Source organism: Hoyosella sp. YIM 151337, assembly GCF_026041215.1.
Taxonomy (GTDB): Bacteria; Actinomycetota; Actinomycetes; order Mycobacteriales; family Mycobacteriaceae; genus Hoyosella.
The window spans coordinates 469962-490761 of the sequence record NZ_JAPEIQ010000006.1 but is presented as its reverse complement, the minus strand read 5'-3'; the positions used below and the strand labels follow the sequence as shown (position 1 = coordinate 490761).

Annotated in this window: 21 protein-coding genes; 8 read left to right on the top strand and 13 right to left on the bottom strand. The window is 62.6% G+C overall.

The window, feature by feature from the left end:
• Positions 1-21: 21 nt before the first annotated feature.
• The 3 genes from ONR57_RS03765 to ONR57_RS03755 are packed head-to-tail and all read left to right on the top strand — an operon-like array spanning position 22 to position 3887.
• A complete protein-coding gene (locus tag ONR57_RS03765) occupies positions 22-870 on the top strand; it encodes an SDR family NAD(P)-dependent oxidoreductase (protein ID WP_265121568.1) in 849 nt (282 codons plus the stop codon).
• A gap of 30 nt (positions 871-900) precedes the next feature.
• Positions 901-2088, top strand: coding sequence for an alpha/beta fold hydrolase (locus ONR57_RS03760; RefSeq protein ID WP_265121566.1), 1188 nt, complete (start codon positions 901-903; stop codon positions 2086-2088).
• Positions 2076-3887: a long-chain fatty acid--CoA ligase gene (locus ONR57_RS03755; RefSeq protein WP_265121565.1), complete on the top strand. Its 1812-nt coding sequence runs from the start codon at positions 2076-2078 to the stop codon at positions 3885-3887. Before ONR57_RS03760 ends, ONR57_RS03755 begins: the two co-directional genes overlap by 13 nt.
• A gap of 7 nt (positions 3888-3894) precedes the next feature.
• Here the strand turns inward: ONR57_RS03755 and ONR57_RS03750 are convergent, their stop codons facing one another.
• Complete coding sequence (locus tag ONR57_RS03750) at positions 3895-4350, bottom strand: peroxiredoxin (RefSeq protein WP_265121564.1); 456 nt, start codon at positions 4348-4350, stop codon at positions 3895-3897.
• 19 nt (positions 4351-4369) lie between these two features.
• Entirely contained in the window at positions 4370-4651 is a 282-nt protein-coding gene (locus ONR57_RS03745; RefSeq protein WP_265121563.1) for a plastocyanin/azurin family copper-binding protein, read from the bottom strand.
• Between the two features lie 248 nt (positions 4652-4899).
• Between ONR57_RS03745 and ONR57_RS03740 the strand changes: the two genes are divergently transcribed.
• Complete coding sequence (locus ONR57_RS03740; RefSeq protein WP_265121562.1) at positions 4900-6396, top strand: glutamate--cysteine ligase; 1497 nt, start codon at positions 4900-4902, stop codon at positions 6394-6396.
• 26 nt (positions 6397-6422) lie between these two features.
• Here ONR57_RS03740 and ONR57_RS03735 read toward each other — a convergent pair whose 3' ends face one another.
• Complete coding sequence (locus ONR57_RS03735) at positions 6423-7229, bottom strand: SDR family oxidoreductase (protein ID WP_265121561.1); 807 nt, start codon at positions 7227-7229, stop codon at positions 6423-6425.
• Positions 7230-7273: 44 nt separating this feature from the next.
• Positions 7274-8200, bottom strand: coding sequence for a TIM barrel protein (locus ONR57_RS03730; protein ID WP_265121560.1), 927 nt, complete (start codon positions 8198-8200; stop codon positions 7274-7276).
• A gap of 119 nt (positions 8201-8319) precedes the next feature.
• Here ONR57_RS03730 and ONR57_RS03725 point away from each other — a divergent pair, with 119 nt between their 5' ends.
• Positions 8320-9333 carry a LacI family DNA-binding transcriptional regulator gene (locus ONR57_RS03725; protein WP_265121559.1) on the top strand — a complete coding sequence of 338 codons (1014 nt, stop codon included), beginning with the start codon at positions 8320-8322 and terminating at the stop codon, positions 9331-9333.
• A gap of 3 nt (positions 9334-9336) precedes the next feature.
• On the opposite strand, the gene ONR57_RS03720 is transcribed toward ONR57_RS03725, so the two are convergent.
• Positions 9337-9525, bottom strand: a complete 189-nt coding sequence (locus ONR57_RS03720) for a hypothetical protein (RefSeq protein WP_265121558.1) — start codon at positions 9523-9525, stop codon at positions 9337-9339.
• 263 nt (positions 9526-9788) lie between these two features.
• On the opposite strand from ONR57_RS03720, the gene ONR57_RS03715 reads away from it, so the two are divergent.
• The gene (locus tag ONR57_RS03715; RefSeq protein WP_265121557.1) at positions 9789-10202 is read left to right on the top strand and encodes an NUDIX domain-containing protein; all 414 of its coding nucleotides are present in this window, start codon (positions 9789-9791) and stop codon (positions 10200-10202) included.
• Positions 10203-10529: 327 nt separating this feature from the next.
• On the opposite strand, the gene ONR57_RS03710 is transcribed toward ONR57_RS03715, so the two are convergent.
• From ONR57_RS03710 to sdhC, 4 genes are read right to left on the bottom strand one after another with little or no spacing between them, the layout of a single operon-like run.
• Positions 10530-11306, bottom strand: a complete 777-nt coding sequence (locus ONR57_RS03710; protein WP_265121556.1) for a succinate dehydrogenase iron-sulfur subunit — start codon at positions 11304-11306, stop codon at positions 10530-10532.
• On the bottom strand, positions 11306-13072 hold the full coding sequence (sdhA, locus tag ONR57_RS03705) for a succinate dehydrogenase flavoprotein subunit (RefSeq protein ID WP_265121555.1): 1767 nt from the start codon (positions 13070-13072) through the stop codon (positions 11306-11308). The genes ONR57_RS03710 and sdhA overlap by 1 nt, the downstream gene beginning before the upstream one ends.
• A gap of 11 nt (positions 13073-13083) precedes the next feature.
• Positions 13084-13536, bottom strand: a complete 453-nt coding sequence (locus ONR57_RS03700) for a succinate dehydrogenase hydrophobic membrane anchor subunit (protein ID WP_265121554.1) — start codon at positions 13534-13536, stop codon at positions 13084-13086.
• Between the two features lie 3 nt (positions 13537-13539).
• Entirely contained in the window at positions 13540-13941 is a 402-nt protein-coding gene (gene sdhC, locus ONR57_RS03695) for a succinate dehydrogenase, cytochrome b556 subunit (RefSeq protein WP_265121552.1), read from the bottom strand.
• A 255-nt stretch (positions 13942-14196) separates the two neighbouring features.
• Between sdhC and ONR57_RS03690 the strand changes: the two genes are divergently transcribed.
• Together ONR57_RS03690 and ONR57_RS03685 are read left to right on the top strand one after the other, a co-directional pair.
• Positions 14197-14598 carry a cytidine deaminase gene (locus ONR57_RS03690; RefSeq protein ID WP_265121781.1) on the top strand — a complete coding sequence of 134 codons (402 nt, stop codon included), beginning with the start codon at positions 14197-14199 and terminating at the stop codon, positions 14596-14598.
• Positions 14598-15875: a thymidine phosphorylase gene (locus tag ONR57_RS03685; protein WP_265121550.1), complete on the top strand. Its 1278-nt coding sequence runs from the start codon at positions 14598-14600 to the stop codon at positions 15873-15875. The genes ONR57_RS03690 and ONR57_RS03685 overlap by 1 nt, the downstream gene beginning before the upstream one ends.
• A 65-nt stretch (positions 15876-15940) precedes the next feature.
• Here ONR57_RS03685 and ONR57_RS03680 read toward each other — a convergent pair whose 3' ends face one another.
• The 4 genes from ONR57_RS03680 to sfnG all read right to left on the bottom strand — a co-directional run bounded on the left by ONR57_RS03680 (position 15941) and on the right by sfnG (position 20772).
• Entirely contained in the window at positions 15941-16987 is a 1047-nt protein-coding gene (locus tag ONR57_RS03680) for a type IV toxin-antitoxin system AbiEi family antitoxin domain-containing protein (protein ID WP_265121549.1), read from the bottom strand.
• Between the two features lie 367 nt (positions 16988-17354).
• Positions 17355-18488 carry an LLM class flavin-dependent oxidoreductase gene (locus ONR57_RS03675; protein WP_265121547.1) on the bottom strand — a complete coding sequence of 378 codons (1134 nt, stop codon included), beginning with the start codon at positions 18486-18488 and terminating at the stop codon, positions 17355-17357.
• Between the two features lie 11 nt (positions 18489-18499).
• A complete protein-coding gene (locus tag ONR57_RS03670) occupies positions 18500-19657 on the bottom strand; it encodes an SfnB family sulfur acquisition oxidoreductase (RefSeq protein ID WP_265121546.1) in 1158 nt (385 codons plus the stop codon).
• Entirely contained in the window at positions 19654-20772 is a 1119-nt protein-coding gene (gene sfnG, locus ONR57_RS03665; RefSeq protein ID WP_265121545.1) for a dimethylsulfone monooxygenase SfnG, read from the bottom strand. Before sfnG ends, ONR57_RS03670 begins: the two co-directional genes overlap by 4 nt.
• Positions 20773-20800 lie beyond the last annotated feature (28 nt).

Here is a 20800-nt window from a genome sequence, read left to right as displayed (position 1 = left end):
AACTACCAAGGACACAGAACAATGAAAACGGTTGAAAACAAGAAGGTGCTGATCACGGGTGCAGCCATGGGCATGGGCAAGCTGTACGCGCAGCTCGCCGCCGCTGAACAGGCAGCTGACATCGTGCTTTGGGACATCAACGAAGCCGCCCTCGAAGAGACCGCCCGTGAACTGCGCAAGGGCAGTGCCAGTGCGGTAAGGGTGCACACGTACGTTGTCGACGTGTCACGCCAAGACGCGATCGAAGAAGCTGCCGAGCGTGTCCGCACCGAAGTGGGCGATATCGAGATCCTGTTCAACAACGCCGGTGTGGTAAGGGGCAACTCGTATTTCTGGGAGACGGACAACACCAAGGACACCGTCTTCACAATGAAAATCAACGCCGTCGCGCCCATGCTCGTCGCGCGTGAGTTCCTGCCCGGCATGATCGCCGCCGGTGGTGAATGCCGTGTCATCAACGTTGCATCGGCCGCCGGGCTCACCGCTAATCCGCGCATGGCGTCCTATTGTGGGTCCAAATGGGCCGCTGTCGGCTGGTCGGACTCCGTGCGGCTCGAACTCGAACAGGCTGGCCACAGCCATGTGAAGGTCACCACCGTGTGCCCGTACTACATCAGCACCGGCATGTTCGACGGGGCTAAAGCTGCGCCGCTGCTGCCGATCCTCGCTCCGGAGACCGTGGTCGATGAGGTCTGGAAGCAGATGAAGAAGGGTGCGCCGTTCGTCATCCTGCCTAAGACGGTGCTGCTCAGCGAGGTTTTCAAGGGCATCCTGCCCACCTCCGTCCGCGACTTTGTTGCGGGTCGCGTGCTCGGTGTCTACAAGACGATGGAGCACTTCACTGGCCGCGAATCCCAGCCCACACGCTGACTGGGCGCTGCGCGTAAAACAGGAAAACTCATGACACTTCAGATGCCACTGCCCGTCACACCGGCCCGGTTACCCGTCGCGGCAGCAAACCTCAGCGCGAAGCTCCTCTACCACGGGCTCGCCGACCTTCGCCCGCTGCCCCGGGTGCTCATCGATGCTGGACCACAGCGCAGCGTGTATCGCTACCTGCCTGCAATGGGTCTCACCCAGGAGCCGGAAACCGATCACGGGCCCGTGCTGCTCATTCCACCGCTCGCCGTGCCGGACACGTGTTTCGATCTGCGCCGCGGCTGCAGCCTCGCAGAGCACCTCGTTCAGTCAGGCCGACGCACCTACATCGTCGACTACGGCCAGATCGGGTTCAGCGAACGCAAGCTCGGGATCGAGCACTGGATCCATAACGTCCTCCCGCAGGCGATACGGGCGGTGAGCAAAGACGCGGGCGGCGCCCCAGTCCACCTCGTCAGCTGGAGCTTAGGTGGTGTGTTCTGCCTGCTCACGGCTGCGGATGTGCCGAGCCTTCCGATCGCCTCGATAACGCCGATCGCCAGCCCGGTGGACTTCGCCGCCGTCCCGCTGGTCAGGCCGATGCGACCGGTCGTCGCCGCCACTCGCGGCCGAATCCTGACCCAGGTAGCCCGAACCCTCGGTGGTGCTCCAAAGCCACTGGTCAAGAGAGCTTTCCAGCTCAGCAGTCTCTCGAAGAACGTCACCAAACCGTTCGCGATGCTGTGCAAACTTGACGACCGGGACTTCCTGGCCCAGCTTGAAGCTGTTGATGCCTTCACCGACCATATGACCGCGTATCCGGGCCGGACCTTCGCGCAGCTCTATCACCTGCTATTCCGCAAGAACAGCCTGATCCACGGGCATCTCGACGTGGCTGGCCGCTGCATTGATTTCGCCCGCATCCGCGTGCCCGTCATGGTTGTCGCAGGCAGCGGGGACGCGATCGCGCCCCGGCGCGCCGTCGAACGGCTCACCACCCTCCTGCCCGCATCTCGATACGTTCGATTCGAGGTTGCTCCAGGTGGTCACCTGGGAGTCCTCACCGGCCGCAACGCGCGCACGACCACGTGGGCGGCACTCACTGATTTTCTGCGCCAGGCCGACGAAATCGGTGCGTTGCGCTTCCACACCAACCCGACACTCGCCGAACTCAAGGCGGCAATCGAATTGATCACTTCATCCCACAAGGAGCCCGCATGCGTGAGCTGACAGCACCGGCGCGCGTACACGTCAACGACAGTGAAAACCTGACCGACATGATCGTGCGTAACGCCTCGGAGGACCCGAACGCGGTTGTGTTCCGGCGCAAAGTCGACACGGCCTGGCACGACGTGACGGCGGCGCGGTTCCTCAGCGAAGTGAACTCGCTCGCGAGAGGGCTGATCGCGAGTGGAATCAGTCCGGGTGATCGGGTCGCGATCCTCTCCCGCACGCGCTACGAGTGGACGCTACTCGACTTCGCTATCTGGAGCGCGGGAGCGATCACCGTCCCGATCTACGAGACATCCTCCCCGGAACAGATCCACTGGATTCTGTCCGACTCCCGCGCGGCTGCAATCGTCACCGAGACTCCGGATCACGCAGCGGCCGTAGTGGAGCTGGCTGGGCAGCTGCCGAGCCTTCAGCACGTGTTCCAGATCGAGGGTGAGACTGTTGCAGCGGCTGAAGGGATGGTCGTACTGGACAGCCGAGGCTCGTCCGTTCCAGATACCGCTGTCGAGGCGCGCCGCGCATCACTCAGCGCGGAATCGCTTGCCACGCTTATTTATACGTCTGGAACGACAGGCCGGCCCAAGGGCTGTACCCTCACACATGCGAACTTCCTGGCAGAGGTAGCGAACGTCACTCGGCAACTCGACGGGATCTTCGCGCGACAGGGGTGTTCGACACTACTGTTCCTGCCTCTCGCGCACGTATTTGCGCGTGTCATTCAGCTCGGGTGTGTGTACCAGCGCGTCACCATGGGACACAGCGCCGATATCCGCACACTGCTTGACGATCTCGCAAGCTTCCGGCCGAGTTTCATTCTGGCGGTGCCGCGGGTTTTCGAGAAGGTGTATAACGGGGCTGTCCAGAAGGCGGATGCCGCCGGTAAGGGCGCTATCTTCATGCGGGCTGTCGACACCGCAATCGCGTACAGCGAGGCCATAGACCGCGGCCAGATCCCGCTGCGGCTGCGCAGCAGGCGCGCGCTGTACAACGCGCTCGTCTACCGCAAGCTGCGGAAGACGCTCGGCGGCAGAGCAACCCATGCGATTTCCGGAGGCTCCGCACTGGGCAGCAGGCTCGGCCACTTCTACCGCGGTATCGGCCTCACCGTCCTCGAAGGGTATGGGCTCACTGAGACGACAGCTGCGATCACCGTCAATCTGCCGCACCAGACCCGGATGGGCACGGTGGGGCTGCCGGTTCCGGGCGTCTCGCTGCGCATCGCCGACGACGGCGAGGTGCTCGCGCAGGGACCGATGGTGTTCGGCGGATACTGGCGCAACGAAGATGCGACTTCCGACGCGATTGACAGCGAAGGCTGGTTCCATACCGGCGACATCGGCCACATCGACGCGCACGGTTACCTGTCGATCACTGGGCGCAAGAAAGAGATCATCGTGACCGCGGGTGGAAAGAACGTGGCGCCCGCTGTCATCGAGGACCGCATTCGTGCGCACCCACTGGTGAGTCAGGTGATGGTCGTCGGTGACAACGAGCCGTTTGTCGGTGCGCTCGTCACTCTCGATGTGGAGGCGCTGATTCCGTGGCAGGAGAAGCATGCCAAGCCCGGCACCCTGACGGAGATAATCGCTGATCCGGACCTGGTAGCTGCTGTACAGAGTGCCGTTGACGAGGGCAACCTGGCAGTGTCGAAGGCCGAATCGGTCCGCAAGTTCCGCATCCTGCCCGTCGATTGGACGGTGGAAGACGGTCAGCTCACCCCGTCAATGAAACTCAAGCGTTCCGTGGTCACGAAAGAACACGAGCACGATATCGAAGCGCTGTACGGGCGCAGGTAGACGCTGCTCAGCGCGAACGCAACACCTCGAGAGCTTTGTCGGCGTGGACGTTCGCGCTGAGTTCGCCCGAGATCACATCAAGAATCGTGCGGCTGGTGTCGATCACGAATGTTTTCCGCTTCACCGGTGCGAGTCGCCCCAGCAGTCCTCGCTTCACACCGAAGGTACTGGCCACCGCGCCATCCGGGTCCGAGAGCAGCGGGTAGTCCAAGCTGCGGGCCGACGCGAACCCGGCCTGTGTCTCCACGGAGTCGGTGCTGATGCCGATACGGGTCGCTCCCAGCGCCGCGAACTCGGCACCGAGGTCGCGGAAGTGGCATGCCTCTGCCGTGCATACTGGTGTGTTGGCGGCCGGATAGAAGAACAGCACGACTGGGCCGTCTGCGAGTAGGTCAGTCAGCGACCGATACTCGCCGTTCTGATCGGCCAGCTTGAAGTCGGGTGCAATGTCGCCTTTATCCACAATTCGCCATTTTACGCAGTCACGGTTCTTCGACGACGATGACGCCGGTCTTCTGCGGATGCTCAGAGCAGATGTACTCGTACTCACCGGGGGATTCGAACGTATACGACCAGGTGTCTTGGGCGATCATCGGGCTCGCGAAATCGGGCGGGGAGTTTTCGCTCACACCGACGACGTTGTGTGCGATCGGCCCGTCGTCGAAGACCCACTCGACTGTTGTTCCGGCGTCGATGACCAACGTTTCGGGTGTGTAGTGCATGTTGCTGACGTGCACAACAGCGGGGCCGTCACCCTCATGCACGTGCGGCGGCTCTGCGGCATTGTCGGCCCCGCATCCCGCAAGGGTGCCTCCGGCGAGGGCTGTAGCCAGCAGTGCTCCTGTGGCGGTGCGAACTCGGATTGTCCTGCCTCCTCATACTCGTTATCCGTCAGCTGCGCGCTGAGGTCCCGGACCATGCGGGATTACCTGCCACCATAAGGTGTGTCCCGCTATGGTCGGGGAAAGCACTGGTATGAACTCGAACGCTGACGCTAGTGAGTGGAGTGGCTATGGGAGCTGAGGTCTCATCGATCAGGTTCACTCATGAAGACCGGCGCCTTTTCCGGCGCAAGGTACACGCCTGCACCGAAGCGCTCGAACGGATGCTGCATGACGGAGCTTTCAACCGGATGCGCGCCGTTCCGCTGCTCGGCATGGAAGTTGAACTCAATCTTGTCGGTGACATGATGGAGCCCGCGAAAGCGAACGACACCGTGCTCGAAGCCATCGCCGACACCGACTACCAAACCGAGTTGGGCAGGTTCAACATCGAACTGAATGTTGCGCCCGCCGCCCTTTCCGGTGACTCGATCGCGCAGGTCGAATCCCGGCTTCGCGACTCGCTCGAGCACGCGGATGAGGTGGCTGCGAAACATGACGCACGCCTCGTGCTCATCGGCATGCTTCCCACCCTGCAAACGGAACATTTCGACGCCGCGTGGATTACCGACAACCCGCGATATGCATTGCTCAACGATCAGATTTTCGCCGCCCGCGGGGAAGACATTGAGATCGATATCAGTGGGACTGGTCTCGATGGACGGCCGGAACGCCTGCGTATCGACTGCACATCCGTGCTGCCGGAAGCCGCATGCACATCGGTGCAGCTACACCTCGCCGTGGACCCGGACATGTTCGCCAGCTACTGGAATGCGGCCCAGTGCATCGCGGGGGTGCAGGTCGCGCTTGGTGCTAACTCACCATTTCTCGCCCAGACGGCGCTGTGGCATGAGAGCCGCATCCCGGTCTTCGAGCAGGCGATCGATACGAGATCGCTGGAGCTGAAGAACCAGGGCGTCCGGCCACGAGTGTGGTTTGGTGAGCGTTGGATCACGTCGATTTTCGATCTATTCGATGAGAACGCCAGGTACTTTCCGGCGCTCCTTCCGGAAGTCGACGATGAGGACCCGCTCGCGGTCCTTGACCGTGGCGGGACGCCAAAGCTCGCGGAACTGTCAATGCATAACGGCACGATCTACCGCTGGAATCGGCCGGTGTATGCGGTCGTCGATGGCGATCCGCAAATGCGCGTCGAGAACCGCGTGCTACCGGGCGGGCCAACCGTTGTCGACACCATGGCGAATGCGGCGTTTTATTACGGTACGGTCCATGCCCTCGCCAACGCCGATCGTCCGTTGTGGAGCCAGATGTCGTTCGGAGCGGCGGCGTCGAACCTGAAAGCTGCTGCCCAGCACGGTATGGATGCCCGGTTTTACTGGCCGGCATTCGGTGATGTCGGACCCGATGAACTCGCGCTGCGCTGGTTGCTTCCCCTCGCCGACCAGGGTTTGGCGGATTACGGCGCCTCATCTGAGGTGCGCGATCGGTACCTCGGCATCATCGAGGAGCGCTGCCTGTCCCGCCGGAACGGTGCCGGCTGGCAGCGAGCCACCGTCGCGCGGCTTGAGGTGGAGGGGAAAACCCGCAAAGAAGCGCTGGCGCAGATGCTCGCTGAATACACTGAGCACATGCGCGAGGGCACGCCCGTTCACACTTGGCCCTGGTGAGGAGTGCCTGCCCGCAATGCGGTCTGCTAGTCGCTGGTGCCGGACCCTGGTTCCGCGAGCTTCCGGTGGAATTGAGACGCGGCACGGTCGGGAGTTGCCCGAGCGGCCGCGCCCATGGCTCGTGATTTGAGCGAGCCGGCGAAGGCGTTGCGTTTCCCACTCATCAGGGCGTCGAAAGCTTGTTCAGCGACCAATGCCGGGTCGTCCTTGTTCATTTGCCCGAGCCGAGTGTCGGTGAGATCAGCTCGTTCGAAGAACTCGGTGTCTGTGGGTCCCGGCAGCAGAGCTGTCACCGTGATGCTTGCCTGGGCGAGGTCTTCCATCTCGGTGGCGACTGCCTCGCAAAACGACTGCAGGAAGGCCTTGGAAGCGTTGTAAATCGGCTGGTAAGGCCCGGGCATATGGGCCGCCACCGACGATGTCACGAGCACCTTGCCGTGGCCCGTCGCCGCCATGTCACGCAGAACAAGTTTCGCGAGGTGCACGGTGGAACGCACATTCAGGTCGATGATGCCGAGATCGTCCTGCAAATCGGTGTCGAGGAATGCCCCGCTCTGTCCCACGCCAGCGTTCAGCGCCGCTGCGTGAAGGGGTCGGTTGGTCGCCGCAATCACGGAGTACAACTCGTCGACCGAGTCGGGGTGGCGCAGGTCCAGTTGCGTGCTCTGTACGTCTGCCCCCGTCTCGGCCAGTTCCTGCGCGGCATGGCTGATCTGCTGATCGTCAGCGGTGACGACAAGGTCGTATCCGCGTCGCCCGAAGTGCCGCGCAAGCGCGAGCCCGATTCCGCTCGACGCTCCTGTGATAAGTGCCAGAGGTCGTTGGTCCGTCATGGAGGTGGCCTACCCTGCGGCGAGCTGAGTATGCGGCCACAGCGTTACTGCAGCGCCGCGAACACGCCGTGCAGGAACTCTACGGAAGCGCGCGCATCTGCGAGCGGCCCTGCGTCCTCGGGTTCGCGGTCGAGAATCATGTCCTGTTCGAGGACATACCAGCCGTTGAAGCCGTGATTCTCGAGCGTCGTAATCACACCGGCAATGTCGATGTCGCCTGCGCCGAGTGGGCGGAACATGCCTTTGCGCACACCGTCGGTGAAGGAAATCTCCCCGGCATGGACCTGGCGAGCGAGAGTCTGGTCGACGTCTTTCAGGTGCACGTGCGCGATGCGGTCGGTTGCTGTGTGGGTAAGCGCCACCGGGTCGCAGCCGCCGATGAGTAGATGGCCAGTATCCAGGCACAACGAGATGGATGAGCCAGACAGTACGCGTTCAACCTCGGCAGCGGTTTCAACCATCGTCCCAACGTGTGGGTGCAGCACTGCCAGGACACCTCGGCCCGCGGCGTACTCGGCGAGCCGGTCGAGGTTTGTCAGCAGCGCAGTCCATCCGGCTGTGTCGAGTTCGGGCCGCGAGTCATAGCCGTCGGTCCCGGTTGCTGCCGCGAGCACAAGTACGGTCGCGCCCGCTGCGGTGAACCAGTCGAGGATTCGTGTCACCTCAGGCTGCGGGTCATGGTGGGGGTCGTGCAACACGAGCGGCGCGAAACCGCCCACCGCGGCGAGTTTGTACGTGCGCAGTATCTCGGCACGCGCCGCGGGGTCTTCTGGCAAGAAGTCGGCAGGCCCAAATTCGGTGGCCGCGATGCCAAGGCTACTCATTTCGCCCAGAACGCGTGCGGGAGTCAATTGAAAGCCCCATCCGGGCACTTCGCAGACACCCCAGGAAATGGGTGCACCTGCGACGCGGTCGGCGGCGGGGCGGCGTGGTGCTGCGGCCACCGGCGATGTGGAGGGTGAGAAGGCCATGTTCAACGTTTCTTTCTTCGGAATGAGCGAGGTCTGTGCGCGCCTGGGTCTAGTCTTGCTGTGACTAGGATCGCAATCAACCTCAAATAACCATCAAAAAGACCTCAGGACGGCTGACGATGCACCGCCACAAAATTCGGGAAATCGCCCAGCAAAGCGGCTTAAGTGAAGCAACTGTCGACCGTGTGCTTCATGAACGGCCCGGTGTCCGCGAGACGACACGTATGGAGGTGCACCAGGCGATCGCCGACCTGGATCGTCAGCGCACCCAGCTGCGCCTCGAAGGCAGAAAATTCTTCTTTGACGTGGTGATGCATGCACCTGACCGATTTGTTTCTGAAGTCCGGCAGGCGCTGGAATCCGAAATTCCCGCGCTGCAGCCGGCGGTGGTCCGGTGCCGCTTCCATCACCGCGAGACTGGGCCGCCCGGGGCGCTGACGCCCACGCTCGAAAAGATCGCTCAGCGCGGATCGCATGGGGTTCTTTTGAAGGCTCCAGACGTCCCGGAGATCGTGGCCGCCATAGACGAGTTGCACGCGTCGAAGATCCCGGTCGTCACGATGTTCGCCGACGTGCCGCGCAGCGCCCGCACTGGGTATGTAGGAATGGACGACAGGGCCGCGGGATCGACGGCAGCGTACCTGTTAGCGCAGTGGCTGCGGCGCACGCCCGGGAACGTACTCATCAGCCTCACCCAGGACTACTTTCGAAATGAGGAGGAACGCGAGGGCGGATTCCGCGCGACGATGCGTGCACTGAGTCCACAGCGCAACCTCGTCGACATACCCGACACGGACGGCCTGGACGACACAGTCCGGCGCCGTGCTGTCGCAGCGCTGCGCAGCGACCCTTCCATTGTGGCTGCGTATTCGATCGGTGGAGGTAACCATGCGCTGCTCGATGCGTTCGATGAATGCGGGCGACACTGCGATGCGTTCGTCGCACACGACCTCGACGATGACAATGTGGCACTGCTCCGCGCGGGAAGGATCTCCGCCGTCATTCACCACGATCTACACGACGATGTGCGCCACGCTTGCCGCCTTTTGCTCAAGGCTCGCGGTGCGCTAGAAGGCATTCCGGCACGGACGAGCCCGATTCAGATTGCCACTCCCTACAACGTTCCCCGATAAGTATTAGTTCACCGTCGCGCCGGACTGGGGCGCAACTGTCATGACTACCGACGTTTCGCTTTGCGCATGCCAGCTCTCGAAAGCTGCTGCTTCGGAACTGGCCGCGAACGCGACCGTTCCGGCAAGGGTGACGCTCGACGCGGCGGCGAGTATAGCGGCGCGCCGAACGCGAGTTGCGGTCCTTGGACGCATGAAAGCTCCTTTTGTGCACAGCACCTGGCAACCGGGAACGTGTCGCGGTTGTTTGCTGCATTGATCGTCAAGCACGTCTCGTAGCGGTGCACCCAGATTCGATAACCAGTTAGCCGGCTGTAACCCGCGCGTGTCTGTTGTTGCGTTGATCGCACTTGATGACACACTGTTTCGGGCTGTTGATCAGGTAGGTAGCCTCGATCCGGTGCCACACCATGGCACCGCGACCCTCGAAGTGCGAACATCACGGCAGGTACCTGAAAGTGACCAAACCGATCACTGTGGCCGGTGTGTGCTTCCTTAGCCGGGAGCACATCCTGCTCGTCCGCAAACGCGGCACTGCTCTTTTTATGCTGCCCGGCGGCAAACCGGAGCCCGCTGAATCGATTTATGCGACAGCCGTACGAGAGTGCCAAGAAGAACTCAATGTGGCACTTGGAGATGACGCACTTCGTTTCTTCGCGCGCTGGATGGCCCCGGCCGCGAACGAAGCCGGTCGATTGATCGACGCGACGGTATTCGTCTGCGAGCGGGCAATAGAGCCGCAGCGCGGCGCCGAGATAGGGGAGCTGCGCTGGGTAAGCCTGGACCGCGCTACGGACTTGCCGCTCGCGCCGTTGTTAGCCACCTACGTGCTGCCAGCGCTGACGCGCATCCAGCCACGCAAGGTGGGGTGAGCACAACCGCTCAGCCGGGCAGACCGGGAGGGTAGTGGGCCCCGGAAAAATCGGGTGGACCCTGAATCCCCAGCATCTCCAGCAGTGTGCGGCAGTCTTCCGCGCTTGTGCTGCGAGTAGCTACCGCCCGTTGCGCCCTTCGCCAGATGTCCGGGTCGATGGGCCCAGGTCCGTGCGACGATGTCATGTCCGGCATTCGGACTATTTTACGCGGCGTCCGTGAATTGACCGACACCGTTCGCGGTGACACTTTGCACACCGTCGATTTGTTGCCCAACGCACTGTGGGCGTCCTTCCTGGAAGGACGCCCACAAACGTGATGGCAGGTCAGCGCGCGAAGAGCAGCGCGCGTTTGACCTCTTGGATTGCTTTTGTGACCTGGATTCCGCGCGGGCAGGCCTCAGTGCAGTTGAATGTCGTGCGGCAGCGCCACACTCCGTCCATGTCGTTCAGGATTTCGAGACGCTCAGCGGCCCCTTCGTCACGGCTGTCAAAGATGAACCGGTGCGCGTTGACGATGGTAGCTGGCCCGTAGTACGTGCCGTCATGCCAGAACACTGGGCACGAGGTGGTGCAGCATGCGCAGAGGATGCACTTGGTGGTGTCATCGAAACGGGCGCGATCCGACTGTGATTGGATCCGTTCGCGAGTCGGCTCCTGACCGTAGGTGATCAAGAATGGCCTGATCGCACGGAAAGAGTCGAAGAAGGGCTCCATGTTGACGATCAGGTCCTTTTCGACCGGCAAACCACGGATGGGCTCGACGGTGATCGTGACTTGCTTGCCGTCCTTAGGCAGGAGGTCCTTCATCAGGATCTTGCACGCGAGGCGGTTGACGCCATTAATGCGCATGGCATCGGAGCCACAAATGCCGTGCGCGCAGGAGCGGCGGAACGACAGCGTGCCATCGAGGTACCACTTCACGTAGTGCAGGAGGTTCAGCAACCGGTCGGATGGCAGCGCAGGAACGTCAAAGTCCTGGAAGCCTTGTGCGTCCGGGTCATCAGGGTTGAACCGGCGGATCCGAAGGGTCACCATCACCGCGCCCTCAGGTACGGGAGGCAGGTCCCGCTCGCTTTTTTCAGCTGCAACAGTCGCGGTCATCAGTACTTACGCTCCATCGGCTCGTAGCGGGTGAAGGTCACTGGCTTGTAGTCCAGTTTGATGTCAGCGATCAGCGGTGGCTGGCCATCCTGCGGGACGTCCTTGTACGCCATGGTGTGGCGCAGGTAGTTCACGTCGTCACGATCGGGATAGTCCTCACGCGCGTGACCACCGCGGGACTCCTTGCGGTTCAGGGCGCCCGCCACCGTCACCTCCGCTAGTTCAAGCAGGAAGCCGAGTTCAACTGCCTCGAGGAGGTCACTGTTGTAGCGCTTGCCCTTGTCGTGGACCTGGACTCGGCCGTAGCGCTCCTTCAGCGTATGAATGTCTTTGAGCGCCTGCTTGAGCGTTTCCTCGGTGCGGAACACGGATGCATTGCGATCCATCGTCTCCTGCAGGGCGATGCGGATATCCGCGACACGCTCGTTGCCGTCACCGGAAAGCATGCTGGCCATCCAGTCCTGCACCATCTTTGCGGGAGTTTCAGGCAGCGGCTCGAAATCCGCACGCTGCGCATGCTCGGCAGCGGCGATGCCGGCGCGGCGGCCGAACACGTTGATGTCGAGCAGCGAGTTCGTGCCAAGCCGGTTGGCGCCATGCACAGAAACACACGCACATTCACCGGCCGCGTACAGACCTTTGACGATCTCGTCGTTATTGGCCAGAACCTCGCCACTGATGCGAGTGGGGATACCGCCCATGACGTAGTGGCAGGTCGGGAAAACTGGTACCAGTTCCTTCACTGGGTCCACGCCCAGATAGGTGCGGGAGAACTCGGTGATATCGGGGAGTTTCTCTTCGAGAACGTCCTCACCGAGGTGAGTGACGTCGATGTAGACATAGTCCTTGTTCGGGCCAGCACCGCGGCCTTCGAGGACCTCGAGCACCATCGACCGGGCCACGATGTCGCGAGGCGCAAGGTCCTTGATGGTGGGTGCGTACCGTTCCATGAAGCGCTCACCGTCCGCATTGCGGAGGATGCCGCCCTCACCGCGCACGGCCTCCGAAATGAGGATGCCCAGGCCCGCGAGGCCGGTCGGGTGGAACTGGTGGAACTCCATGTCCTCGAGGGGGAGGCCCTTGCGGAAGACGATCGCCATGCCGTCACCGGTGAGGGTGTGCGCGTTGGACGTCGTCTTGTACATGCGGCCAGAGCCACCCGTGGCGAAGACAATGGACTTTGCGTGGAAAACGTGGATTTCGCCCGTCGCGAGTTCGTACGCGATCACGCCCGTCGCCGCGAGTCCGTCTGGTGTTTCCGTGAGGCAGAGATCCAGAACGTAGAACTCGTTGAAGAACTCCACACCATGCTTCACGCAGTTTTGGTATAGCGTCTGGAGGATCATGTGGCCGGTACGGTCGGCTGCGTAGCATGCGCGGCGGACGGGAGCCTTGCCGTGGTCACGGGTGTGCCCGCCGAACCGGCGCTGGTCGATCCGGCCTTCCGGTGTCCGGTTGAACGGAAGCCCCATCTTCTCGAGATCGAGGACCGCGTCGATGGCTTCTTTCGCCATCACTTCGGCAGCATCCTGGTCGACGAGGTAATCGCCACCTTTGACAGTGTCAAAGGTGTGCCACTCCCAGTTGTCCTCTTCCACGTTGGCAAGTGCTGCGCACATGCCGCCCTGTGCTGCACCGGTGTGAGACCGGGTGGGGTAGAGCTTCGTCAACACGGCGGTGCGGACGCGGGGGCCGGCTTCGATAGCGGCACGCATCCCGGCGCCACCAGCGCCGACGATGATCACGTCGTAACGGTGTTCTTGCATGTACGCCTCGCTCAGCCGGTGATGTTGGGATCGAACGTGAAGATGACATAGCTGCCCAGGGCGGTGATCAGGACAACCGAGATCACCAGCAACGTGTTCAGCCAGAACCGCGTCGAATCCTTGCGTGCATAGTCGTTGATGACGGTGCGCAGTCCGTTGCCGCCGTGCAACTGTGCGAGCCACAGCATCGAAAGGTCCCAGATTTGCCAGAACGGGCTCGCCCACCGTCCGGCGACGAACGCGAAGTTGATGCGGTGCACACCATCATCAAGCAGAAGCATGATGCTGATATGGCCGATCACCAGGAAGACCAGCAACAGGCCGGAAATCCGCATGAAGAGCCAGGCCCACATCTCGAAGTTGTTCGTGTTGCGGCGGCGCGGTGTGCGGGGGAGGGACAAAGCTGCGGGACGGTCGAAGGACGTCGCGATGGGCTGTGCTGCGCGCTGTTCTGAACTCGTCATGTCTTAGCTCCCGAACATCAGGTAGGCGATGCGGCCAGATGCAGGGATCATGATGGCGACAGAGAGTGCCAGGACGATCCAGAACATCAGTCGCTGGTACTTCGGTCCCTTCGACCAGAAGTCGATGAGGATGACGCGAATACCGTTGAACGCGTGGTAGATGACGGCGGCGAGCAAGCCGAGCTCGAGTAGGCCAACCACGGGGTTCTTGTACGTCTCGATGACTGCGTCGTACGCCTCGGGACTCACCCGGACGAGCGCTGTGTCAAGCACGTGGACGAACAAGAAGAAGAACAAGGTGACGCCGGTGATCCGGTGTAATACCCAGGACCACATGCCGGGATCACCCCGGTAAACCGATCGGGAGCGAACCACCTCTTCAGTGGCGCCTGCTGTGCTGGTCATTGAGAGCTCTGCCTCCAGTGTCATCGGTGGGTGCGCGCCGGGCTTAATTGGGAGCACCATACAAAACGGGTTCGCTGGGGCGCAGCACAACGACGGTCCCGGCGAGAACCTAAGCTGACAGTTAAAACTCTAAACCCATCCGAAGAAGCGGTTTACAGCGGGATATTGCGTTTCAACCTGGGAATATGGGTTAGGTTTGCCTTGCCAAATGGCGGTGAGTGCGCTCACCGCACTGCCTCGAAGGCGGTGAAAACTGTGGAAATCGACTGGAAAAGCCTGCATAAACGGGCAATCGATGTCATGCGAACGGCGTACGCCCCCTACTCCAGATTCCCGGTGGGGGCGGCCGCGTTAACCACCGATGGGCGGTACGTGAGCGGCTGTAATGTGGAAAATCTCTCATTCGGGCTGACTCTTTGCGCAGAGTGTTCAGTGGTGTCCGTGCTCCACTCAACCGGCGGGGGCAGGCTTGCTGCGCTCGCCTGCGTCGACAGTCGAGGCGAAATCCTCATGCCCTGCGGGCGCTGCCGACAAGTACTCTACGAACACGGTGGGCCCGAAATGCTCATTTCTTCCGCAAACGGCCCGGTCCCGCTTAGCGCGCTTTTGCCCGCAGCCTTCGGTCCCGACGACTACGCCGCAGGAAGGCAACAGTGATGACCCACCACGACGCCGTATCAGTCATTCGCACGAAACGCGACGGCCACGTCCTCTCTGGTGCTCAAATCGACTGGGTTATCGACGCATACACGCGCGGCCACGTCGCGGATGAGCAGATGTCCGCGCTCGCGATGGCGATTCTGCTGCGCGGCATGAACCGTGACGAGATCTCGCGATGGACAGCCGCCATGATCGCGTCCGGTGAGCGCATGGACTTTAGCGGACTCAGACGCCCTACGGTCGACAAGCACTCCACAGGCGGCGTGGGCGACAAGATCACGTTGCCTCTGGCTCCGCTCGTTGCGGCGTGTGGGGCAGCGGTTCCACAGCTTTCCGGCCGCGGTCTGGGGCATACCGGGGGCACCCTGGACAAAATGGAGGCGATACCCGGCTGGCGCGCGGCGCTGTCAACCGGCGAACTGCTGTCTCAACTCGACTCGGTCGGCGCGACTATCTGCGCGGCCGGCGCTGGGCTCGCGCCCGCTGACAAGAAGCTGTACGCCTTGCGAGACGTCACTGGCACCGTCGAATCAATCGCCCTGATCGCGAGCTCGATCATGTCGAAGAAGATTGCCGAAGGCACCTCCGCGCTGGTTCTCGACGTCAAATGTGGTTCGGGAGCGTTCATGAAGGACGCGGAAGACGCGCGTGAGCTTGCTCGCACAATGGTCGATCTCGGGAATGATGCTGGGGTGCGCACGGTCGCGCTCCTCACCGATATGGACACGCCCCTTGGCTTGACGGCCGGTAACGCACTGGAGGTTCGTGAGTCTGTGGAGGTACTCGCCGGCGGTGGCCCGCCTGATGTCGTGGAGCTGACGCTTGAGCTGGCGCGGGAAATGCTGTCCGCGGTGGGAATGAGTGATATCGACCCCGCGGACGTGCTGGCGGACGGTCGCGCGATGGACGTGTGGCGCCGGATGATCGAAGCACAGGGCGGCGACCCTGGCGCAGAGCTCCCTGTCGCACAAGACACCGAGGTCGTCGTCGCCCCGAGATCCGGCGTGCTCTCTGAGCTGGACGCCATGGCGGTGGGACTAGCCGCATGGCGGCTCGGCGCGGGCCGGCAGCGGCAGGGCGAGCCGGTGCAGGCTGGTGCAGGCGTGGAGTGGCACGCGTCGGTGGGGGATCGCGTCGAACGTGGGCAGAAGATTTTCACTCTTCACACCGATACTCCGGAGCGCATCCCGGCGGCACTCGCGGCTCTCGACGGCGGCTGGGAGATTGGTGAGTCAGGGGAGCGGCGGCCGCTTGTGATGGCTCGCGTCGGCTGAGGGGTTGGGGCCGCGAGCATTCGTATCGAGCTTTAAGATTGAACTGGCACAACCGCTCGCGACCCTCAAGCAGGCTGAGCCCAGTTCCGCGGGAGTGCGTATTCCCTGGGTTCAGGCGAGGGCCAGTCTGCTGGCTCGGGTTCAACGGGCCCGACGCCTTCACTATGCTTCCACCAGCGGATCGGCGCTGAGCGGCGCGGGTTACACTCCAGAAAACGGTGCATCCGTGCAGCCAGGGAGTTCGGGTCGAGCGCTTGCCGATACCCGAACCGCAGCACATCCACGCCCAGATCTCTGCGGAGCTGCCATTCCCGCTCCGTCTGTTTCTGGACGATCCGTGATGCGTCGCCGCGGTTGTCGTATTTGATCGCTCCATCTGCCTCGAAGGCGGCCCAATGATACGGCCACAGTCCGTCGACTCGATACAGCGGAAATCCGGGCCCCACCCACGCGTTGGAGATGGGCAAGGGCAGCCCTCCCATAATCGCCGCGAAGCGTCCCAGGCTTTCGATCGGCGATTCGGCAAGCGGGTCGGCATTCTCGCAGACCCATCCGACGCGTCCGGCGCCCCGCCAATTGACAAAGTGTTGCTGCGCCCCCTGGGGGTGAAGGCTGCGCCTGGCGGCGGCGTCTGCGACAGCCAGCGCGTAATGGAGCGGTGATCGCGTCGCTAGGTCGCACACGGTCCATGCAATCGACACCGCGTTGTACCCGAGGTGCGCCTGATGCTCAGGTGGCAAACGGTGATGGAGTACCTTGCCGAAGCGAGTGGTTTGGGAACCGCCTAAGCTGCGCGGGTTCACCGCGAGCACTTTCCCAGGTGGCCTCCCAAGCGTCGGTAACCCATGTGTGGCAGCCGCGGACCAGCCGGTGAGGTAGACATGTGGGTTAGCCAGGGAAAAGGCGCGGGAGTGCAGGGTGTGGCGCTGCCACGGTGTCAGTTCGCGCGGGACCGCATAGACTCCGGATGCCGCACGGTACAACGAGCCGTTCCTGGCGCAGTTAGCGAGCCGCGAGCGGGTGATTCCGAAATCGGCTGCCGCCGTTACGGTTAGCAATCCTGCGTGCTGGTCAAGCGCGGCCCGGATGTCGCCGGGAAGTCGTCTTCGCATGGTAGATCGGACGCAGTCGCGTGCGCTCCGGTTCCCAGCCGGGCCGGGGGCATAACCTCGCGAGCATTTGCGCTATCACCCGCCCCGCCAATCAGCACAAATGCTCGCGCTCGTGGATATCGCTTTCCGCTATTCCCGAGTCACCGATGCCCCACAAGGCTTGCCGCAGTTGTCGGGATGAACGCGCTTGCTCTGGCTGCAGCCACAGGGACAGCAGGAGCTGCAGTGTCGGGAAACCGCATTGATGATGGCTGGCGCAACAGCAAGTCACTTTGCCGCCCGGCGCCGATCTCACCAGTTCAATCGACCTCTTTTGGAGTTCTTCTTTCGTCTCCATCGCCAGTTGACGGCTGAGTCGCCGCTGTCGCTAAGCGCCGAACGGCACCGCGACCTTCTCTAGCGTGCCCGCCCGTTGCGGATGCCGCCACAGGCCGCGCTGCGCTAAACGAGGGAGCACGCCCTCACCGAACCAGTAGGCCTCCTCGAGGTGGGGATATCCGGAAAGAATGAAGTGGTCCAGCCCTAAGGCCGCATACTCCTCGATACGGTCGGCCACCTCCTCATGCGACCCGACGAGCGCGGTGCCAGCACCTCCCCGTACCAGTCCGACGCCTGCCCATAGGTTCGGAGAGACAAGGAGGTCGTCAGTTCGCCCGCCATGGAGCTTCTGCATCCGGCGCTGCCCCTCCGATTGACTGCGGGCGAGACTCTGCTGGATTCGCCCGATCTCCAGCGGGTCAAGAGAGTGCAGGAGACGGTTCGCGACGGCCCAGGCTTCCTCGGCGGTATCCCGGCTGATGACGTGCAGACGGATGCCGAATTCCACTTCCCTGCCCTGCTTCGCGGCGAGGTTTCGTATCCACTCCAGTTTCTGGTCCACAGCTACCGGTGGCTCGCCCCAGGTGAGGTAGACGTCGGCATGTCGCGCTGCGACCTCGCCTGCAGCTTCGGATGAACCGCCGAAGAAAACCGGCGGCACCGGGGAGGGCCGTCGCGCCAGCGCAGCATCCGCCACCGAGATGTGCCGTCCACGGAAGCTGAACGGCTCTGCTACTTGCCACAGTTTCCGCACGACATCGAGAAATTCGCCGCATCGCTCATAACGGGACGTTTTGTCGAGGAAGTCGCCATACGCGCGCTGCTCGTGGTCTTCACCCCCGGTGACAACATTGAGGTAAAGCCGTCCACCCGAGTGCCGCTGGAAGGTTGCTGCCATCTGGGCGGCTAGCGTGGGGCTGACCAAGCCGGGCCGGAACGCGACGAGGAACTTCAGGTACTCGGTCGCGTCGACGAGCATCGCGGTGGTGAGCCATGCGTCCTCGCACCATGCGCCCGTGGGCGTAAGGACAGCCTCGAACCCGTTTGTCTCAGCAGCGGTGGCGATCTGGCGAAGGTACGGCAAGGAAGCTGGCCGGTCGCCGTGCATGGAGGTTCCGTGACCGCCAGCGATGAGTGAGCGAGAGTCGCCGTAGGTGGGCAGAAACCAGTGGAAGTGCAGCACAGAGACTCCTTCTAGAACACGCCGTGGTGTGGCGGGGCATACCCGAGTACGGATCGCCCGATGTGGTGGTATTTCCATCGCACCGGGTCGTGAAGGGTATGGGTGCGAGCGTTGCGCCAATGTCGGTCGAGACCAAGTGCCGCGTCGGCGGATCGTGTGCCGCCGAGTTCGAACACGGCGTTTGCCGCAGCGAGGGATGCGCGGTCGGCAGCGGCTTTCACGGTGGCGACAGCGAGAGAGGCTTTCGCTGCGTTTCTCGCGGACGGGTGGGCGAGCACATTATCGACGGCGTCACCCGCTGTCAGCAGTAAAGCTTCAGCTGCTGCGACATCCACCGCCACTTCACCGAAGCGATACGCGGTCAGTGGGTCTGCCCGGGCCTCATCCACACCAGCTTCAAACCAGGGCCGGGACCTGTCCCGCACGAACTCTGCCGCATCGGTGAGCGCGTTCCTGGCAATCCCCGTGTCGATGGCAGCGTGCAGAAGCTGAGCGAACGCCCCATATCCGGTGGGCGCCTGCAATGCGGCCGCACGCGGCACCACCCATGCTTCGTCCACCGGCACCGCGCGCAAGTGCACCGTGCCGCTGGCTGTGGTGCGCTGGCCTAGCCCATTCCAGTCGTCGTCGATGGCCAGGCCGGGACTGCCTGCTGGGACGAACGCGAGGTACTCGTCTTCGTCGAGTGCTGCCAGCACCGGAATCCAGTCAGCGAAAAGCGTTCCGGTGCAGTAGTACTTCGTGCCCGATAAGACGAACCCTGTGCTCGTACGCTCGAGCCGGGTGGTGACGGAGGCGATCGTCTGCCCCCCGCGTTCCGACTGAGCGTTCGCGAACCGGGCGCCGTCGAGAACCTGGTCGAAGAAGTACTTCTGCTGGTCCGCAGTAGCTGCGGCTTTCAGAAAGTTGACGTAAACGAAGTGGCTATGCGGTATCTGGGCGATGTTGGGGTCCGCACTCGCCAGGAGCCGGATCACCTCCGTGAGCACCGATGCAGGCGCATCCGCCCCGCCAAACTCGCGAGGTACGGTGAGAGCGAATAACCCTGCGGTGGCGAGCTGCTCGATCTCGGCGTAGGGGAGGATGCGGTCGCGGTCCCGGTCGCGTGCAGTTTCCCGAAAGCTATCCGCGAGCTTTGCCGTGAGGCCGAGTGTGCTGTCCCAGCTCATGCGGACAACAGCTCTCGTTCCCGGTCAGCGTGCTCGATCTCCCGCACAAGCGGTAGTACGTGGGCGCCGAAGTACTCGATCTCTTCCTGGAAATGCAGGAATCCGCCCAAGATGAGGTCGACGCCACGGCGGCGGTATGCGGCGATGCGCTCGGCAATTTGCTCGGGAGTACCGATGAGCTTTGTGCGGAAGCCGTCGTTGTATTGCACGAGGTCCTCAAAGGTAGAGTCGGCCCACATTCCGCGTTTGTCGGACGTGGAAGCACCGGCCTGCTGGACTGCGTTGCGGAATCCTTCGACGGCGGGTTTATTTGCCTTCGCGATTATTTCGCGCAGAGTGTCGTGCGCTTCCTTCTCGGTGTCCCTCGCGATGATGAACCCGTTCAGCCCGAACTTCACCTCGCGGTTCGCTTTCCGTGCGTGGTGGCGAATGTCGCTGAGCTGCTCGGTAACTCCGTCGAAGTCTTTGCCGTTGGAGAAGTACCAGTCGGCGTAGTGGCCACCGTTGAATCGTGCCGCACTGGAGTTGCCGCCCTGGAACAGTTCTGGGTTTGGCCGCTCGGGGGAGTTGAGCGGTTTGGGCTTGAGCGTGAAATCGTGGATGCGGTAGAAGTCGCCCCGAAAATCAACGTTGTCTTCCGTCCAGATCTTGCGGAGCACCTGCAAGAACTCAGCGCTGCGGCGGTAGCGCTCGTCATGTTCGAGCCACGGCTCACCCAGGTGGGTGAACTCGTCTTTGAACCAGCCGCTCACTACGTTGACCGCGAATCGTCCCCCGGACAGGTGGTCCGCGGTCGCCGCGAATTTCGCCAGCACCGCCGGCTGCCACAACCCAGGGTGGACGGCGGCGATCACCTTGAGCCGCTCCGTCGCGAGAAGCAGTGCGAGACTGAATGACGTTGACTCGTGCTGAAATTCCGCTCCGTAACTGGCCTCGTAGCGAACCTGGCTTAGCGCGTATTCGAATCCGTTGTCCTCCGCGGTGCGAGCGAGCTTCGCGTTGTACTCATAGTCCCAGCTGGTGCGCTGTTCGATCTCGCTGGTTACCAAGCCACCGCTGACATTGGGGACCCAGTAGGCGAATTTGACGTGATCGGACACATTCTCGGTTGTCATGGGGTCAAAGCGTGACGGCACGGGCCGC